The sequence below is a fragment of the Spirillospora sp. NPDC000708 genome (genome assembly GCF_040299565.1).
In the GTDB taxonomy this organism is placed as follows: domain Bacteria; phylum Actinomycetota; class Actinomycetes; order Streptosporangiales; family Streptosporangiaceae; genus Spirillospora.
Genome location: NZ_JBEPCJ010000074.1, coordinates 36,190 through 54,768, shown reverse-complemented (window position 1 = coordinate 54,768; position 18,579 = coordinate 36,190). Strand labels below are relative to the sequence as shown.

Sequence of the window (18,579 nt, the reverse complement as noted above, 5' to 3'; positions counted from 1 at the left end):
GCTCCGGGATCGCCCCGTACAGGTAGGCGCCGACGAACCGGTGCCCGATGAGGACGAGGTCGCTGGCGACGAGCCGCCCGTCCCAGTGGTACCGCCGCCCGGCGATCTCGGTGGGCATCGGCCCCTCCGCCGGGAACGCCGGGGCCTGCGTCGCCGGGGTCAGCAGCAGGTCGAACCGGCCGAACGCCTCGGCGAGCGTCTCGACCAGCCGCGCGCGGGCCTCGTGCGCGTCCACCAGGGCGTCCGCGTCCAGGGCGCGGGCCGCGTCGCCGTAGCGGCGCACGGTCGGGTGGACGGACCCGAGCCGGTCGTCCGGCGCGTTCCGCAGCTCGGCGTGGACGTCCGGGACCGACAGCGTGCGGAACGCGGCCCCGCAGGACTCCAGCCGGAGCCCGGCGGGCACCTCCCGCGCGCCGGTGCCGGCGATGAACGCCTTCGCCGCGTCCTCGACGACCGCCGCGACCTCCGGGTCGCACGGCGCGCAGCCGAGGTCGGGCGACCACGCCACCCGCAGCCCCCGCAGGTCCTCGCGGTCCAGCGCCGTCTCGAACGGGACGGGCGGGGCGGGCAGCGACGCGCGGTCGTACTCGTCCGCCCCGCAGACGCAGTCGAGGAAGCGGGCGGTGTCGCGGACGGTGCGGGTGAGGACGCCGTAGTGGTCGTTCTCGGCGGTGCCGCGGTGCCGTGGCCCGCGCGGGACGCGCCCGTACGTCCCCTTGAACCCGACGAGCCCGCAGTAGGAGGCCGGGATGCGCAGCGAGCCCGCCCCGTCCGTTCCGGTCCCGAGCGGCACCATGCCGGACGCGACCGCCGCGGCCGACCCGCCGCTGGACCCGCCCGGCGTCAGCTCCGGCGCGTGCGGGTTGCGGGTGACGCCGTGCAGGACGGACGCGGTGAACGACGCCCGCCCGAACTCCGGCGACGCGGTGAGCCCCACCGGGACCGCCCCCGCCGCGACCGCCCGCGCGACGATCGTCGAGGTGCGGTCCGCGACGCGGTCCGCGTGCAGGACGCTGCCCATCGCGTACGGCCATCCGGCGACGGCGTGCAGCTCCTTCACCGCGAGCGGGACGCCCGCGAGCGGCCCGGGGTCCTCGCCGCGCGCCACCATCGCGTCGATCGCGGCGGCGCGGGCGGCCGCGCCGTCCGCGTCCACGTGGACGAACGCGCCGAGGTCCCCGTCCAGCCGGGCGATCCGGTCCAGCGCCGCCGCGACCGCCTCGCGCGCCGCGAGCGCGCCCGTCCGGACCAGTTCCGCGGTCTCCACCGCGTCGGTCCGCAGCGCGTCCCGCGCCGCGCTCACAGCGCCACCGCCGCGACCGCCGTGGCCACGACCAGGCCCGTCACCACCGGTACGAACAGCCGTCTGGCCAGGTCGATGACCGGCACGCCGGTGAGGCCCGCGACGACGATCAGCGACGACCAGATGACGAGCGTCCCGCCGCCGGTCCAGCTCGCGCCGTTCTGCGCGATCGCGGCGAGCGTGGCGGGGTCGGCGCCCGCCGCGTGCCCGAGCTCCCCGGCGAGCGAGCCGGTGAACGGCAGCCCCGGCCAGCCGTTGCCGTCCAGCCCGATCACCATGCCGACGAGCAGCATCGCGAACGAGGCGAACACCGGCACGTGCGGGATGTGGTCCTGGACGTGCCCGATCGCGTCCAGCAGCAGCGCGGGGCCCTTCGCGCCGTCCGGCATCCCGAGGATCTCGCCGGAGTAGTCCGACAGGCCCACGTAGACGAACCCGGCGATCGGGATGACGACGCCCATGGTCCGGAACGCGAACCCGATGCCGTCGGTGAAGTGGTCGGCGCAGCTCTGCAGCCAGTTCCGGCGGTCCGCGACGACCGCGACGGCGACCAGCGCGAGCGCCGCCGTCCCGCCGACGAGCGGCGCGCCCTGCCCGTCGTCGATGTCGGGGACGAGGGAGGTGAACCGGCCGAGGAGCATGACGGCGAGCAGCACGGCGAACGCCAGCGGCACCGCCACCGCCACGATCCGGGCCCGCGCGCCGGGCTTCGCGGGCTCGCCGTCAGGGCCGGCGGGGTTCGTCGCGGTCAGGGTCGCGGTCGCGCCGGCGGCGTCGCTCCCGCCGTCCCGGCCGTCCCCGCCGCCGGAGGCCGCCCTGCGGGCCTCGCCGTGCGTCTCGGCGCGGACGTCGCCGTCCCCGGCGGCGGCGAGGTCGAGGGTGGCGGCCGCCGCCACCACCGGGTCGAGCAGCTTGGTGCGGACGTCGCGCAGGTAGGACACGGCGAGCGCGACGACGCCCGCGATGAGCGAGATGATGAGCGCCCGGTCGGCGATCGCGCCCGCGGGCACGTGCGCGCCCTGCGCGGACAGCCCGGACGCGACGCCCATGATGTAGTCGGAGCTGAGCGCCATGCCCTGCCCGGTGATCGCGATCGCGATGGCGGCGGCGAGCGGCGGCAGCCCGACCCGGACCGCCGCCGGCAGCAGGATCGCCGCGATCAGCGGCAGCACCGGCGTCGGCCAGAACGACATCGACAGCAGGTAGGTGACGACGGCGAGCACCAGGTAGGCCAGGTGCCCGTTGCGGACGAACCGCTGCAGCGGCCGCACCATCATCAGGTCGGCGCCGAGCCCCCGCATGGCGCCGAGCATCGCGGTGACGATCGCGATGATGAGGAAGATCGGCAGCAGTTCGCGGGCCGCGACGATCCCGGCGTTGAACACCGCCGCGATCCCGGTCGTGACGCTGCCGCTGTAGACGAGTGCCGTGACGAACGTCCCGCAGACGGCGAGACCCACGACGTTCTTGCGCGCCACCACGGTGGCGATGAGGGCGGCGAGGCCCAGGAGATAGATCCAGTGCGCAGGCGACAAGGGGCGAAACCTCCCACCTCCCCGGGACGCGGCCGTCCGCGTTCCGTGCACGGGGGTGCCGCGACTCTCCATGATCGGTTGCGTGGAGCGCAACGGAAGAGCGCACATCGCGGCGGGTCCGCGTTTGTGCAGGCTGCCGAGTCCCGTGTCCCGCGCGTTCTCCGCGCGTCACCTTCGCGACATGCGCCCGTTGTGGTCCGAGGAGCCTCGGTGATCTGCTCCAATGAACTGTTGTGCCGCCTGCTTCCTACCGTCTCGTCCGCCGCGCGGGCCCCGCGCGCGCCGTCCCGCCCGTGCTCGACGAGCGGCAGCGGCGGGTCGTGGAGCACGCGGGCGGGCCGATGCTGGTGCTGGCCGGGCCGGGCACCGGGAAGACCACGACGATCGTCGAGGCGGTCGTCGACCGGATCGAGAACCGCGGCGTCGACCCCGAGCGCGTGCTGGTGCTCACGTTCAGCCGCAAGGCGGCCGGGGAGCTGCGGCAGCGGATCACCGGGCGGCTGCACCGCACGACCCGGACGCCGCTGGCGCTGACGTTCCACAGCTACGCGTACGCGCTGCTCCGCCGGGACGCGGTGCTGAACGAGGAGCCCGCGCCGCGGCTGCTGTCCGGGCCGGAGCAGCTGCTGGAGGTGCGGCGGCTGCTCGAAGGCGAGCTGGCGGACGGCGCGCGGGACTGGCCGGAGCGGCTGCGGGCGGCGCTGGCGACGCGCGGGTTCGCCGAGGAGCTGCGCGACTTCACGCTGCGGGCCGTCGAGCGGCGGTTCACCGCCGAGGAGCTGGTCGCGCTCGGGCGGATCCGGGGACGCGACGACTGGCCCGCGATCGGCGCGTTCATGGAGCGGTACGTCGAGCGGTTCGCGCTGGACCCCGTCCCCACCTACGACTACGGCGAGCTGATCTACATGGCCGCCGGGATGCTCGCCGACGAGGAGGTCCGGATCCGCGAGCGCGACGCCTACGACGCGGTGTTCGTGGACGAGTACCAGGACACCGACCCCGCGCAGGAGGCGCTGCTGCACCTGCTGGCGGGGGAGGGCCGCGACCTGGTCGTGGTCGGCGACCCCGACCAGTCGATCTACGGGTTCCGGGGCGCGGACGTGCGCGGGATCCAGGAGTTCCCGGACCGCTTCCGCACGCTGGACGGCCGGCCCGCGCCGGTGGTGGCGCTGCGCACCTGCCGCCGCATGGGCCCGGAGATCCTGGAGGCGTCCCGGCGGATCGCCCGCCGCCTGCCCGCCGGTACGGCGGGCGCCGCCGAGCACCGCGCCCTCCTCACGCCGGACGAGGCCGAAGAGGGCGAGGTCCGTGCTGTGATCGCCGACTCGGAGAGCCAGGAGTCGGCGCTGGTCGCGGACGAGCTGCGGCGCGCGCACCTGCTCGACGGGGTGCCGTGGTCACGGATGGCGGTGCTGGTGCGCAGCGCGGTCCGGCAGGTCCCCGTGCTGCGGCGGGCGCTGGCGCAGGCGGGCGTCCCGGTCGTCGTCGCGGGCGACGAGGTCCCGCTGATGCAGGAGCCGGCCGTCCGGCCGTTCCTGGTGCTGCTGCGGGCCGCGCTGAAGAAGGGCCACCTGGACGAGGTCGTCGCGGAGGACCTGCTCACCGGCCCGCTCGGCGGCGCCGACGCCCTCGCGATGCGGCGCCTCAAGCGCGCCCTGCGCGACCTCGAAGAGCTGTCGGGCGGGCAGCGCCCGCTGGGCGAGCTGCTCGTCGCCGCCGTGAACGACCCGCGCGAGCTGGTGCTCGTCCACGAGAAGGTGCGCGCCCCCGCCGAGCGGATCGCGAACCTGATCGACGTGGCGCGGCGCAGCGTCCACGACGGCGGGTCCGCCGAGGACGTGCTGTGGGCGGTGTGGCAGGAGAGCGGGCAGGCGGACGTTCTGCTGGAGCAGAGCGTCAAGGGCGGGACGCGCGGCGCGTCCGCCGACCGGGACCTGGACGCCGTCGTCGCGCTGTTCGACCACGCGGCCCGGTTCGTCGACCGGCTGCCGCAGGCGGGCCCCGAGCTGTTCGTCGACGACATCGCCGCGCAGGAGATCGCCGGGGACACGCTCGCCGAGCAGGCGCCGGAGGGCGAGGCGGTGCGGATCCTCACCGCGCACCGGTCGAAGGGCCTGGAGTGGGACGTCGTGATCGTCGCGGGCGTCCAGGAGGGCGTGTGGCCGGACGTGCGGCTGCGCGGGTCGCTGCTGGGCGTCGAGGAGCTGATCGAGCACGCGGCGGGCGCGGAGCCCGACTCGGGGGTGGGTCCGGGTGGAGTGATGAGTGCGGCGGCGGGCGCGTCCATGGCGGCGAAGATGCTGGACGAGGAACGCCGGCTCTTCTACGTCGCGGTCACGCGCGCGCGCAAGCGGCTCGTGGTGACGGCGGTCGGCGGCGACGACACCGAGGAGCGGCCGTCCCGGTTCCTCAACGAGCTGCTGCCCGGCGCGATCGAGCAGTCCCAGCTCGACGAGAAGACCCGCTGGCTGTCGCTGTCCGCGCTGGTCGCCGACCTGCGGTCGGCGGTGTCGGACCCGGCCCGCCCCGAGCCGCTGCGCCGCGCCGCCGCCGGGCACCTCGCCCGCCTCGCGCGCGCGGGCGTGCGGGGCGCCCGTCCCGAGAACTGGTACGCGATCACCGCGCTGTCGGACCAGAGCCCCGCGTTCGCCGACGACGAGCAGATCACCATCTCCCCGTCGCAGGTCGAGGCGTTCACCACCTGCGGGCTGCGCTGGCTGCTGGCGTCGGCGGTCGGCGCGCAGGAGGGCGGCCCGAACGAGTTCAGCACCATGGGCAAGGTCATCCACGCGGTCGCCGAGATGGCGGGCGCCGACGACGGCGTCACCGAGGTGCACGTCGCCGAGCGCCTCGACCAGATCTGGAACGACCTGGAGTTCCGCAGCTCCTGGTACTCCGAGAAGCAGCGCGAGCAGGCCGCGGCGATGGTCGACAAGTTCCTCGCCTGGCACCGCGACAACCCCAACGAGGTCGTCGCGCTGGAGGAGTCGTTCAAGGTCGACCTCGGCCGCGTCGTCATCAAGGGCCGCATCGACCGCGCCGAACGCGACGAGCAGGGCCGCGCCGTCATCATCGACATCAAGACCTCCTCCACGGCCGTCCCGAAGGACGACCTGGCCCGCCACCCGCAGCTCGGCGTCTACCAGTACGCGGTGATGCTCGGCGCGTTCGAGCGGCACGGGCTGATCGAGCCCGGCGGCGCGAAGCTGATCCAGGTCGGCAAGGCCGCGTTCACAGCGAAGGCCCGCGAGCAGGAGCAGCCGCCGCCCGCCGAGGACGCCGACCCCGAGTGGCCGAAGAAGCTGATCGAGGTGGTCGCGAGCGGGATGGCCAGTGACGTCTTCCAGGCGCGCGCGAACGACAAGTGTCGGACGTGTCCCGTACGCTCCTGCTGTCCCGTCCACGACGAGGGCGGCCAGGTCGGCGACTAGGATCCGACGGAATCGGGCGGGAGGCGTCGGCAGGTCGTCCCCCCGCGCAACGACGAGCTCGGGGGGACGAGGTGATCACGCCGGGAGAGCTGGCCCGGCTGCTGGAGATCCCGGAGCCGACCGAGGAGCAGGCCCGGGTGATCGAGGCGCCCATGGCGCCGATGGCGGTCATCGCGGGCGCCGGGTCCGGCAAGAGCGAGACGATGGCCGCGCGGGTGGTGTGGCTGGTCGCGAACGGGTTCGTGCGGCCCGAGCGCGTCCTCGGCCTGACGTTCACCCGCAAGGCCGCCGCCGAGCTCGGCGTGCGCGTCCGCAAGCGGCTCGACAAGCTGCGCGAGGTGCTGCCGGGCGACGAGCTGGAGCGGCTCGGCGGCGAGGCGCTGTTCGACGGCGAGCCGATGGTGTCGACGTACCACTCGTACGCGGCCCGGCTGTTCGGCGACCACGCGCTGCGCGAGGCCCTCGAACCGACGATGCGGCTGATCTCCCCGGCGGTCGCGTGGCAGATCTGCTCCCGCGTCGTCGACGCCTACGACGGCCCGATGGACCGCATCGAGTGGCAGCCCGACACCGTCACCAAGGCCGTCATGGAGCTGTCCGGCGACCTCGCCGAGCACCTGCGCACCGCCGACGACGTCCGGAAGGTCGGGGCGTGGCTGGACGAGCGGTTCGCGGCGGTGAAGAAGCCGCTGAAGGCGCAGCGCGACATCCTCGCCCGGCAGGCCGTCCGCGAGCAGCTCATGCCGCTGATCGAGAAGTACGGGCGGGCGAAGGCCGACCGGGAGGTCATCGACCACGGCGACCAGATGGCGCTCGCCGCCCGCATCGCCTACAGGCATCCCGAGGTCGGGATGATCGAGCGGTCCCGGTTCTCCGTCGTGCTGCTCGACGAGTACCAGGACACCAGCCAGGCGCAGCTCGTCCTGCTGAAGTCGCTGTTCGCGGGCGGGCACCCGGTGACGGCCGTCGGCGACCCGTGCCAGTCGATCTACGGGTGGCGCGGCGCGAGCGCCGGGAACCTGCTGCGCTTCGCGTACGACTTCCCGTCCCAGCCCGCGGTCGGTGAGCGGAAGCCGGTCCCGGCGCCGGTCGTGCAGCTGAGCAGGTCGTTCCGCAACGGCGAGCAGATCCTCGAGGCGGCGGCGCGGATCCAGGAGGAATTGCGCGCGGAGACCAGGGCGGTGCCGCGGCTCGTCCCCGGCGCCGGGCGCGAGGGGCGCGGCCGCGTCGAGTGCGCGCTGTTCGCCACCGTCGAGGACGAGGCCGACCGGATCGCCGGGCGCATCGCCGGGCTCATGGCGGGGGACCCGGCGGTCGCGCCGGACGGCGGCGCGCAGGCCGAGCCGCTGCAGTACTCCGACGTCGCCGTCCTCGCCCGGAAGCGGTCGCAGTTCCCGCTGATCCGGCGCGCGCTGGAGGCCCGCGGCATCCCCGTCGAGGTCGTCGGGCTCGGCGGGCTGCTGACCGTCCCCGAGGTGCAGGACGTCGTCGCGACCCTCCGCGTCATGCACGACCCGACCGCGGGCGCGTCGCTGGCCCGGCTGCTCACCGGCCCGCGCTGGCGCCTCGGCCCCCGCGACCTCGTCGCGCTCGGACGCCGCGCGCGGGCGCTGGCGCAGGAGGCCGCCCGCGACGTCACCCCGCCCGAGCGCGGCGAGGGCGACCCGCCGGCGGACGCCGATCCGGCCGACCGGGCCGCTCCGGACGGCGCGGCGGGGCCGGACGCGGCGGGGCCGGACGCGGCGGACGACCCGCTCCGGCAGCTCGTCAGCGAGCTGAACCAGGAGACCGGCAGCCTCGTCGACGCGCTCGACGACCTCGGCGCCCCCGAGGCGTACTCGCCCGAGGGGTACGGGCGGCTGCGGCGGCTGCGCGACGAGCTGCGGGGGCTGCGGAGCCAGGTCGGGCTGCCGCTGCCCGACCTGGTCAACGAGGTCGAGCGGGCCCTCGGCCTGGACATCGAGGTCGCCGCCCGGTCCGGCCTCGACCCCGTCACCGCCCGCGCCGACCTCGACGCGTTCATCGACGCCGCCGCCACCTTCGCGGGCGACGCCGAGGACCCGACGCTCGGCGCGTTCCTCGCCTACCTGAAGGCCGCCGAGACCGAGGAGTTCGGGCTGGAGGCGGGCCGCGTCGGCGAGACCGACAGCGTCAAGCTGCTCACCGTCCACGCCTCCAAGGGGCTGGAATGGCCGGTCGTCGTCGTGCCGGGCCTGTCGTACGTGCCGCAGAAGAACGGCGGCCCCGCGAAGGGCTCGATCTTCCCGTCGCCGCCGCAGAACGCGACCCGCTGGACCGCGAACCCGCGCGTCCTGCCGTTCATGCTGCGCGGCGACCGCGCCGACCTGCCGCCGCTGAACGGCCTGGAGAAGGACGACCTCGCCGCGTTCGACCGGGCGTGCTCCGAACGCGACCTGCGCGAGGAGCGGCGCCTCGCGTACGTCGCCGTGACGCGCGCGTCCAGCCTGCTCATCACCACCGGGTACTGGTGGGGGTCGTCGGGGCGCCCGCTCGGCCCGTCGCCGTTCCTGGAGGAGGTCCGCGCGGTGTGCCTCGCCGGCGCCGGGACGGTCGCCGTGTGGGCCGACCCGCCCGAGGAGGGCGAGACGAACCCGCTGCTCGCCGACCCCGAGGAGGCGCAGTGGCCCATTCCGCCGGGCGAGCGCGGCAGGGCCGACGCGTCCGCCCGGGAACGCTACGAGGCCGTCGTCGAGGCCGCCCGCATGGTCGAGGACGCCATGGCCGGGCGGAACCGGCTGTGGGCCGGCGACGAGGGCCTGTCCGACGCCGACCGCGGCCGGATGACCGCGTGGGCGCGCGACGTCGAACTCCTCCTCGCCGAACGCGACCGGGGCCGCGGCGGCGACGGGCTCCTCGTCGAGCTGCCCGCGCACCTGTCGGTGTCGTCGCTGGTCTCCCTCGCCCGCGACCCCGCCGCGCTGGCCCGGCAGATCCGCCGTCCGATGCCGCGCCCGCCCGCCCCCTACGCGCGGCGCGGCACCGCGTTCCACGCCTGGCTGGAGGGCCGCTGGGGGCAGCAGCGCCTCCTCGACCCCGACGAGTTGCCCGGCGCCGCCGACGAGGGCGCCGCCGACGACGCGCACCTGCTCCGCCTGCAGGAGAGGTTCGAGGAGTCGGAGTGGGCGGCCCGCGAACCCCTCGACATCGAGGTCCCGTTCGAGACCATCATCGGCGACCGGCTGATCCGCGGCCGGATGGACGCGGTGTTCCGGCGGCGCGGCGGCGGCTACGAGATCGTCGACTGGAAGACCGGCCGCCCGCCGTCCGGCGACGACGCCCGCTTCGCCGCCGTGCAGCTCGCCGCGTACCGGCTCGCGTGGGCGGAGCTCGCGGGCGTGGAGGTCGACCAGGTCAGCGCCGCGTTCCACTACGTCGCCGCGAACACCACCGTCCGGCCGGCGGATCTGCTGGACGCCGCAGGCCTCGCCGCCCTCCTGGAGTCCGTCCCCGCCGCCTGACCCACGCCGCGGCGCGTGCTTACCCTCCGTCAGTGAAAGGTGTCACCACCCCTGTTCACCGAACCCCGTTTCAGGGATGATCCGGGGAACGCATCCAGGGAGGCGACGTGACGGTGTCCCATGACGAGAAGGTCGTACGGGAGTTCTCCAGGCAGGCGGCCGGGTTCGCGGACCCGCGGCTGAACGTCGCGTTCACCCGGCACCTCGACGACCTCGTCCGCTTCATGGACCCCGAGCTCGACCTGGACGACAACGTCCTGGAGGTCGCGGCCGGCACCGCGCTGGTGTCCCGGGCGATCGCCCACCGCGTCCGGCACGTCACCGCCCTCGACCTCACCCCGGCGATGCTCGCCGAGGGCAAGCGCGCGGCCGACCGGCAGGGCGTCACCAACGTCACCTTCACCCGCGGCGACGCCACCGCGCTGCCCTACCTCGACCGGACGTTCACGCTCGTCGTGACGCGCTTCTCGCTGCACCAGGTCGCCGACCCGGAGGCCGTCGTGCGGGAGATGGCCCGGGTCAGCCGGCCCGGCGCCGCGCTGATCATCGCCGACCTCGCCCGCCCGGAGGGCCTGGCCGGCGACCCGGACCGGATCGAGCGGCTCCGCGACCCCTCGCACGGCACCGTCCTCACCGCGAAGCAGATCGCGGACCTCGCCACCGAGGCCGGCGCCGAGGTGAAGCGGACGCGGTCGATCGACGTCGTCCGCCCGCTGGAGCCGTGGCTGGAGCTGGCGCGGACGCCCGCCGACGCCGCCGAGCGGATCCGCCGCGAGCTGGAGGACGAGCTCTCCGGCGGCCCCGCCACCGGCATGCGGCCGAGCCGCGAGGACGGCGAGCTGCACTTCACGCACTCGTACGTGTTCCAGCACGCCATCGCGGGCTGAATAGCGGTTTCACCGGTTTCGCCGGAATGTTTTCGAGCGAATGTTCGACGCGTCTCGCTCATGTGTTCTATCTTGTCGACCATGGGTTCCAGCACCGCGCGTTCCCTCGACCGCGAGCCGGCCGCGCTGGCGATGCGCATCGGGGTCGTGGCCGCCGAGGCGGCGCTTGCGACGTTCGCCCGCAACCTCGACCTCGACGACCTGGAGGAAGGCATCGACTTCCAGGGCGCCATCGGCCCCGCCGAATGGCCGGTGTTCTCGCTGGTCATCGACACCCTCGCGGAGGCGGGCCCGGGCGACCGCCGCACCCTCGACGAGCGCCGCGCCGACGCCCTCAACGACCTCGCCCGCATCTGCATGGCCGCGAAGAACCGCGGCGCCGCCTGAGCCGGCCCGCTCGCTCACGGGGTGGTGACGGGGCGCGTCCGGGGCCCGCGGCCTTGGCTCCGGGCGCCGCCCTCCGTCAGTCGGTCAGAGCCTTCGACCTGACCTTGCCGGTGCTGGTGCGGGGCAGTTCGTCCACGAAGTGGACGTCGCGCGGCACCTTGTAGCGCGCGAGGTGCTTCTTCACGTGGGCCTTCAGGTCGTCCTCGGTGACCTGGGAGCCCTCCTTGCGGACCACGTAGGCGGCGAGGCGCTGGCCGAACCTCTCGTCCTCGACGCCCTTCACCGTCACTTCGGCGACGTCGGGATGCCGGCCGAGCAGGTCCTCCACCTCGCCGGGGAACACGTTCTCGCCACCCGAGACGATCATGTCGTCGGCGCGGCCGTCGATGAACAGCCGTCCCTCGGCGTCGAGGTGGCCGAGGTCGCCGGTGCCGGTCAGCCCGTCGCGGACCTTCTTGCCGCCGCCCCCGGTGTAGCCGGCGAACCGCAGGCCGCCGCCGGTGTAGACCTCGCCGGTCTCGCCCGCCGGGACCTCGTTCCCGTCCTCGTCCAGGATCCTGATCGTGAGCCGGAACGACGGCCTGCCGACCGTTCCGGGCGCCGCCCGCAGGTCCTCGGGCGTCGCGATCGTCGCCCAGCCCGTCTCGGTGGCGCCGTACACGTTGATCAGGACGTCGCCGAACTCGTCCATGAACGCCTCGGACAGGTGCGGGTGCAGCGCCGACCCGCCGCACACGACGGTGCGCAGCGTCGGCGTCCGGCGTCCTTCGCGCCGCGCGGCGTCGAGGATCCGCTGCAGCATCACCGGCACCGCGACCAGCGCCTCCGCCTCGCAGTCGGCGATCGCCGTCAGCACCTCGTCCGGGTCGAACCGGCGGAACAGGATGAGCGGCATGCCCAAGCCGAGCCCCACCGACGTGTACGCGAAGCCGAGGATGTGGAAGAGCGGCGGCGCCACCACGATGGGCGCCCCCGACCGCACGGGGACGCGCATCACGTGGCTGAGCGCGGCGGGCAGCAGCGACGTCAGCGACAGGTCGTGCCGCGCGCCCTTCGGCGTCCCCGTGGTGCCGGACGTCATCACGATGACGTTGCTGGACCGGCCGGGGTTGAGCGGCTCGGCCTCCGTCGCCGCCACCAGCGCGTCGATGGAGTCGCCACCGGTGTCGCCGTCCGTCCAGGCGAGCACGCGGGCGCCCGCGAAGCCCGACTCGTCGACGGCCGCGCCGAACTCCTCGTCGTGGACGAGCAGCGAGACGCCCTCCCGCTCGGCGACCTGCCCGAGCTGCGTCGCGGAGAAGTCGGTGTTCAGCAGCACCACGTCGTTGCCGAGCCGCGACGCCGCGAGGACCGCCTCGACGAACCCGCGGTGGTTGCGGCACAGCACGCCGACCTTCCCGTCGCCGGCGCGGTCCCGCAGCGCGGTCGCGAGCGCGGCGGCCCGCTCCTCCAGCTCGGCGTACGTCAGCGCGCCCCGCTCGTCGACCAGCGCGGTCCGGCCGGGGAACCGCAGCGCCGCCATCGCGCCGACCGTCGCCGGGACGGGCCCGAACCGCACGTACGGGAACAGCAGCCGCGCCGCCCGGTCGGGCCGCATCGGATGCATGATCCCGGAGTCCCGCACCGCCCGTGTCGCCCGTACGCCCAGACTCGCGGCCGACCGCACCCGCTCAAGCACCGAAATCTCCTCACATCGCCCAGCACATACGTTGCCGTGACGAAGACTTTGTAACGCACCCCGCGCCGCCGGTGCGGGCCTGTGGCACCGGCGGCCCCGGTGTCGGACCCCGCCCGTAGGGTGCGGCCATGCTGTCCGTCTTCCTGGCGTGCGAGGACCCGTACGCCACCGCCGATTTCTTCACCGGGAGCCTCGGCTGGCGCCAGGTGTTCGCCACGCCGCGCGACTCCGCGGACCGCCTCGCGTGCGTGGCGCTCGGCGACGCCCAGGTCATGCTCGGCACCGACGACGAGGAGTTCCTGCCCGCGGCGTCCCGCGAGCATCGGGGCGCCGGGGTGACCGTCTACGTCAACCTCCCCGGCACCGTGGACATCGCGGACGTCCACGCCCGGCACTCCGCGGCGGGCGTGGTCACGGTCCCGCTCGCCGTCCGGGAATGGGGCGAGCGCGCCTTCGACGCCCGCATCGCCGGGTACCGGTTCCTCATCGCGCAGGACGGTACGGTCGGCGGCATGTCATCTACCGTCACCGCCGACGACGTCGAGGCGGCCGTCCGGCTCGCCGTGGACGTGCTGAAGGAGGCCCCCGAGGGGGCGTGGGACGGCAGGGCGGGCACGCTGGAGTGGACGTGCTGGGAGACCGTCGAGCACCTGAGCGACGACCTGTTCGCCTACGCGGCGCAACTCGGCGCGCGGCCGAAGGACCGGGAGGTGCCGTTCCTGTGGGAGGCGCGGCGCCCGGGCGGCCCCGCGAACGTCACCTACGCGGACCGCGCCGCCGGGCCCCGCGGCCTGCTGGAGGTGCTGGTGGCGTGCGGCGCGATGCTCGCCGCGCTGGTCCGGACGACGCCGTCCGACGTCCGCGCGCACCACGTGTTCGGGGCGTCGGACCCCGAGGGGTTCGCGGCGATGGGGATCGTGGAGACGCTCGTCCACACCCATGACCTCGCGCAGGGCCTCGGGCTCGCCTGGGACCCGCCCGCCGACCTGTGCGCGAGGGTGCTGGCGCGGCTGTTCCCGGACGCCCCGCGCGACACCGACCCCTGGCCGACCCTCCTGTGGGCGACGGGGCGCGGCGACCTTCCCGGCCGCCCGCGCGTCACGACGTGGCGGTGGAACGGCGCACCGCGCGTCAGCGGCGGAGGATCTTGAAGTCCTCGATGACGAGGAGCCGCTCGATCGTGCTGTCCTCGTACCAGCGCTCGTAGCCGACGAAGTCCCCGCAGCCGCCCCTCTTCTCGGTGCCGTCCTCGCCGACGTACGGATGGTCCGCGCGGGTGCCGAGCCATTCGAGCAGCGGGTCCACGTGGTCGTAGTAGTCGGGGTGGAGCTCCTGGCGGGCGGTCAGGGCCCAGCCGCCGTTCTCGCGGGGCTCCAGGGCGGCGAAGAGGGCACCGCCGATCTTCCACCCCGCGCCGCGCTGGGCGAGCTGGGGTTCCGGGGCCTCCACGATGACCTGTTCGCCGTTGTCGTCCACGACGACCTCGGAGAAGTCGATCGGGATCGTCAGTTCCGGGGGCTGCGGGCCCAGGCCGAGATGCCAGCGGAGTTCGGCCACCTCGGCGTCGGTGAGGTCGCGGAGGTTGATCGCCAGGAAGAAGTCGTAGATGTCGGCCACGGACCGTGACCTTAGCGGAGGTAATGGAACGCGGGCTTGGGATGCATGAGGAAATCGTGGTGCGAGATGTTCCAGGCGTAGGCGCCGGCCATGGCGAAGGCGACGAGGTCGCCGGGGCGGAGCGGCGGGACCGGGACGTCGCGGGCGAAGACGTCCTTCGGCGTGCAGAGCTGGCCGACGAGCGTCGCCGGTGATTCCGGGCCGTCCGCGGTGAGGACGGTGAAGGGCTGGTCGTGGCCTTTCGTGACCGGTGTCCTGAGGTGGTGGGTGCCGCCGCGGAGAATGACGTAGGTCTCGCCGCGCGTCGTCTTCACATCGAGGACGTCGGTGACGTACCAGCCGTGATAGGCGGTCATGGACCGGCCGGGTTCGACGCGGAGGCGGGCGGGAATGCCGGCCAGTCCGGCGCCGTAGGCGGGCCAGTCGAAAAGCGTTCCGGGCGAGGTGTAGTCGACGGCCATTCCGCCGCCGATGTTCAGTTCCGGGTCGTCGACGCCGCGGGTCTTCAGCCACGGAAGGGCCCATTCGGCTATCCGGTGGGCCAGGCCGAGCATCGTGGGGGCGTCCAGGCCGGAGGCGAGGTGGGCGTGGACGCCGCGCAGGGTGAGGTGCGGGATCTCGGCCATTCGCGCTGCGCAGGCGTCGAGGGCGTCCTCGTCCATGCCGAACGGGCCGCTCATGGTGAGAGCGGCGTCCGGGGCGTGGAAGGGGAGATTGGCGCGGAGAAGGACGTCGGCGGGGCCGCGCAGCCGGTCGAGTTCCCGTGGGCTCTCGACATGGACGCGGTCGACTCCCGCGGCGAGGGCCAGTTCCTCGTCGGTCTTTCCGGGGCCGCCGAAGGCGAGGCGGATGCCCGGCAGGGTTTCGCGGACATGGGTCAGTTCGCCGCCTGAGGAGACCTCGACTCCGTCCACGTGCGTCGCGATGGTGCGCAGGATCTCGGCGTCCGGATTGGCTTTGGCGGCATAGAAGAGTTCGGTGCCGCCGAGAGCGCCGCGAATGGTCGCCACGTGCGCTTTCAGGCCCGGCAGGTCGTAGACGTAGGCGGGGAGGCGGTCGAGGCCGCGGAGGTCGTCGAGGTTCACAGCGGACGGGACGCGGAGAGCGGGTTGGGGGCGGGGACGTAGGCGGCGCCGCGGTCGGCGGACCGCGACCAGCGGGTGCGCAGGTTCGCCTTCGCGGGCAGCGGGACGCCGGCGAGGAGCGCCCTGACCTGCGGATGGTGGTCGAGCGACGCGAGATGCGCCCGGGCCGCCTCCCAGAGGTCCGGTTCGAGCGCGGGATGCAGGTCGGCGACGGCGGCCGCCGTCTCGGTGAGGTGGTTGACGAGGAGGCAGTAGACGACGCGGTTCCAGCCCTGCGCGGGGGCGTAGGTGAGGCCCTCGGCGACGCGGGCGGGCAGGTGGGACAGGTCCCAGCGGCCGGCGGTGAGCTTGGTGCCTTCGAGGTCGCGGAACGCGGCGTGGACCGGCATACCGTCCGTGTCGACGCAGATGAGGACGTTTTGCAGGTGCGGTTCCAGGACGACGCCGTGTTCGAGGAAGGCGCGGAGCACCGGCGGCGCCACCTGCGCGACGTAGGCGTTCCACCAGGCGAGGGCGCCGTCGGCGGTCGCCAGGACCGGCAGGTCGCCCAGGAGGGTGGTGTAGGGGTCGGCGAGCGCGCCCGCCAGGAGCGGCGTGCCGGGGAGGTGCCGCACCCCTTGGCGGACGATGACGCCGAGGCCCTCGTAGAGGCGGCGGTCGGCGAGGGCGACGCTGCGGTAGGCGGGTTCGGCGAGGAGCGTCGTGCCCAGGGACGCGAAGACCGGCGGCAGCAGCTCGTTCAGCGCCACCGCGCCGGACAGCTCGTACCAGGCGTTCTTGCGGACGCAGTTGGTGATGCGCACGTCCAGGCTGAACTTGCAGAACAGGTCGGCGTCCGGCAGGTACACCGTGCGGACCGACGACGTGGGCACGGCCTCGGCGCCGGACGGCCCCAGGTCGCGGACGAGCCCCCGCGCCAGCGCGTCGCGGAGCAGCGGGTCGCCGGCGAGCAGCGAGAACTGCCACGGGTGGACGGGGAGCGTCCGGTGGCCGGGGACGGACGGCCCGCCGAGGGCCGTGAACGCCCCCGGGTCGCCCTCCTCCGCGACGAGGTCGTCCCGGACGGCGAGCCAGTGCGGCCGGAACCGCGCCCTGGTCTCCGGCGCGTACCGGAGCCACTCGGCGGGGGAGCCCTGCCGGGACTTCGGCGATGGGTGGAAGCGGTGCCCGGCGACGAGCGACTGCTCGGATTCCAGGTACCGGTCGTCCTGCGGCTCGCGGCGCGCGGCGATGATGGCGGCGAGCGCGCCGTGGCTGTCGCCGACCTGCGCGAGGAACTCGGGGTTCGGCTGGCCCGTCGCCAGCTCCAGCTCGCCGGCCACCAGGTCGGCGAGGCGGTCCCAGGACGCGGGGATCCACGCGTCGCCGCGCCGCTCCTCGTACGGCGGCGCCAGCCGGTAGGTGGGGCCGGCCGGCGGCCGGGCGAGCCCGGTGCGCAGCACGACGCCGGCGCGCGGCAGCCGGGCGACGAGGTGCCCGCCGTCCGGCCACACCTGCTGCTCGGGCCCGCAGACCTCGCGGATCAGGCAGTTGAGCAGCGCGGTGGAGGTGGCGTCGTCGGCCGTCAGGGCCCGTTCGGTCAGAAGCACGTCGCATCCCGTAGGTAGTTCGGCCCGGGCGGGCCGTAGTGCTTGTTGATGTCGGCGGCGCCGGTCCTGGCCTTGTCGACGAGGGTCCCGGCGGTGACCATGGCCTTGCCCGGCAGCGCGTCCGCGTCGAGCGTGCGGGAGCGCAGGAACGCGTCCTCCGGGCCGAGCGCCGCGGCGAGCCGGTCGCGGATCAGGGCGCGGCCGGTGCGCCAGGGGAGCAGGCCCCGCTCGGCGAGCCCGAGGGCGGGGGCCGCGGCGCACAGGTGCAGGGTGATCGTGACGAACACGCGGGCGAGCGCGTCGGGGTCGGCGGTGACCATGCGCCGGTCGACGAGGTCGCGGGGGTCGGCGCCGGGGGACGGGCCGAGGCGCTCGCGGAGCCGCGCGGGGTCGATGAGGGCGCCGTCGTTGTCCTTGACGAGCAGGCGCGGCGGCGTGCCGTCCATGGCCGGGCCGCCGTCCAGGACGAGCGCCACGTTCTGCTGGTGGGCCTCCAGCGCGATCCCGTAGCGGAACAGCGTGACGTTCCACGCGAACAGCGCGGTCAGGTAGGCGTCGAAGAGCGGCTCGACGTCCCAGCGCTCTATGACGTGGCCCTTGTCCGGGGCCTTCGCCAGCAGGGCGGCGACGGGGACGACGTGCGCGCGCGCCGTTTCCGGTGGGAAGCGCCGTACGAGATACGCGAGGAGCGGGCTGTCGGCGTGCCCGTAGGTCTGCTCATCGGCGAGCAGGACGGGAAGGTGCGGCTCCCTGGCCAGGACGCGCCGCAGCACGCGCTCCACCAGCGCGCCGTCCGGCAGCGTGCCCGGGACGATCGTGCGGCGGTTGCGCAGACCGAGCGTGCTCGTCGGCAGCGGGACCTTCACGTGCTCCAGCGGCGCCGCCGCGACCGTCCGCATCGACAGGGTCGGCGCGACCTGCAGGTACGGTTCCGGGGCCATCGTCGCGGCCGGCTCGTCCCGCACCAGGCGGACGGCCAGCGGGTGCACGGGGAACAGCGCGTCCGCCGACCGCAGCCCCACATCGGCCGGGGCGGGCCACCAGACGGGACGCTCGCCCGCCAGGGTCGCGCCCCGGACCGACGCCCAGCGCAGCGGGAACGACGGCGCGAACTCGGGCGCGTAGCGGCTCAGGTCCGCCAGGCTCAGCCCGGCGCGGCCGAGGCTCGTCGGGTGGACGGGATGGTCGTTGTAGGCGGCGAGGCTCTCGTAGAACGTCCCGGGGCCCGTCCTCAGCGCGTCCGGTATCCGCGCCAGGCGCCGGTGGACGGCGGGACGCGCGTCGTTGTGGAGCTTCACCGTCGCGAGGGCGTCCAGGCACTCGCGTTCGAACGCGTCGGTGTCGTCGCGGGGATCGGCCAGGCGCCGCACCGCCGCGAAGACGTCCCGTAAGGCGAGGTTCTGCGACGGATCCACGCGCAGCTCGGAGAGGAAGGCGGGGTCGGCGTCCACGAGCCGGACGGTGCGTCCCGGCAGCGCGAGCGTACGGCCGTCGACGAGGCGCCGTAGGCCCGCGTAGTCCTCGCGGAGCAGGGCGTCCAGGACCCGGGCCGCGAGCGGGCCCTCCACATCCGGTCCGGTCATGTCGG

At 74.6% G+C, this 18,579-nt stretch carries 12 protein-coding genes; 5 read left to right on the top strand and 7 right to left on the bottom strand.

The window, feature by feature from the left end; translation table 11 throughout:
* Together ABT299_RS38100 and ABT299_RS38095 are read right to left on the bottom strand one after the other, a co-directional pair.
* The coding region (locus ABT299_RS38100) for an amidase (RefSeq protein ID WP_500253699.1) at window positions 1–1,303 on the bottom strand (1,303 nt) is incomplete at its 3' end.
* Window positions 1,300–2,838: a hypothetical protein gene (locus ABT299_RS38095; protein ID WP_500253698.1), complete on the bottom strand. Its 1,539-nt coding sequence runs from the start codon at window positions 2,836–2,838 to the stop codon at window positions 1,300–1,302. The genes ABT299_RS38100 and ABT299_RS38095, both read right to left, overlap by 4 nt.
* A 233-nt stretch (window positions 2,839–3,071) precedes the next feature.
* Here ABT299_RS38095 and ABT299_RS38090 point away from each other — a divergent pair, with 233 nt between their 5' ends.
* The 4 genes from ABT299_RS38090 (at window position 3,072) to ABT299_RS38075 (ending at window position 11,022) form a co-directional block, all read left to right on the top strand.
* The gene (locus ABT299_RS38090; RefSeq protein ID WP_500253697.1) at window positions 3,072–6,269 is read left to right on the top strand and encodes an ATP-dependent helicase; all 3,198 of its coding nucleotides are present in this window, start codon (window positions 3,072–3,074) and stop codon (window positions 6,267–6,269) included.
* A 71-nt stretch (window positions 6,270–6,340) separates the two neighbouring features.
* Complete coding sequence (locus tag ABT299_RS38085; protein WP_500253696.1) at window positions 6,341–9,748, top strand: ATP-dependent helicase; 3,408 nt, start codon at window positions 6,341–6,343, stop codon at window positions 9,746–9,748.
* Window positions 9,749–9,855: 107 nt separating this feature from the next.
* Window positions 9,856–10,635, top strand: coding sequence for a class I SAM-dependent methyltransferase (locus tag ABT299_RS38080; RefSeq protein ID WP_387026835.1), 780 nt, complete (start codon window positions 9,856–9,858; stop codon window positions 10,633–10,635).
* A gap of 81 nt (window positions 10,636–10,716) precedes the next feature.
* Complete coding sequence (locus ABT299_RS38075; protein WP_500253695.1) at window positions 10,717–11,022, top strand: hypothetical protein; 306 nt, start codon at window positions 10,717–10,719, stop codon at window positions 11,020–11,022.
* A gap of 76 nt (window positions 11,023–11,098) precedes the next feature.
* On the opposite strand, the gene ABT299_RS38070 is transcribed toward ABT299_RS38075, so the two are convergent.
* Window positions 11,099–12,619 (bottom strand): AMP-binding protein, encoded by a 1,521-nt coding sequence (locus tag ABT299_RS38070; protein ID WP_500253694.1) that lies wholly within the window; start codon window positions 12,617–12,619, stop codon window positions 11,099–11,101.
* Window positions 12,620–12,828: 209 nt separating this feature from the next.
* Between ABT299_RS38070 and ABT299_RS38065 the strand changes: the two genes are divergently transcribed.
* Entirely contained in the window at window positions 12,829–13,851 is a 1,023-nt protein-coding gene (locus ABT299_RS38065) for a VOC family protein (protein ID WP_500253693.1), read from the top strand.
* Here ABT299_RS38065 and ABT299_RS38060 read toward each other — a convergent pair.
* The 4 genes from ABT299_RS38060 to ABT299_RS38045 are packed head-to-tail and all read right to left on the bottom strand — an operon-like array spanning window position 13,832 to window position 18,574.
* On the bottom strand, window positions 13,832–14,317 hold the full coding sequence (locus ABT299_RS38060) for a hypothetical protein (RefSeq protein WP_500253692.1): 486 nt from the start codon (window positions 14,315–14,317) through the stop codon (window positions 13,832–13,834). The genes ABT299_RS38065 and ABT299_RS38060 overlap by 20 nt on opposite strands.
* Before the next feature lie 11 nt (window positions 14,318–14,328).
* Complete coding sequence (locus ABT299_RS38055; protein ID WP_500253691.1) at window positions 14,329–15,402, bottom strand: type III PLP-dependent enzyme domain-containing protein; 1,074 nt, start codon at window positions 15,400–15,402, stop codon at window positions 14,329–14,331.
* On the bottom strand, window positions 15,399–16,991 hold the full coding sequence (locus ABT299_RS38050; RefSeq protein ID WP_500253690.1) for an IucA/IucC family protein: 1,593 nt from the start codon (window positions 16,989–16,991) through the stop codon (window positions 15,399–15,401). The genes ABT299_RS38055 and ABT299_RS38050 overlap by 4 nt, the downstream gene beginning before the upstream one ends.
* Window positions 16,982–18,574, bottom strand: a complete 1,593-nt coding sequence (locus tag ABT299_RS38045; protein WP_500253689.1) for an IucA/IucC family protein — start codon at window positions 18,572–18,574, stop codon at window positions 16,982–16,984. The genes ABT299_RS38050 and ABT299_RS38045 overlap by 10 nt, the downstream gene beginning before the upstream one ends.
* Between the last annotated feature and the right edge of the window lie 5 nt (window positions 18,575–18,579).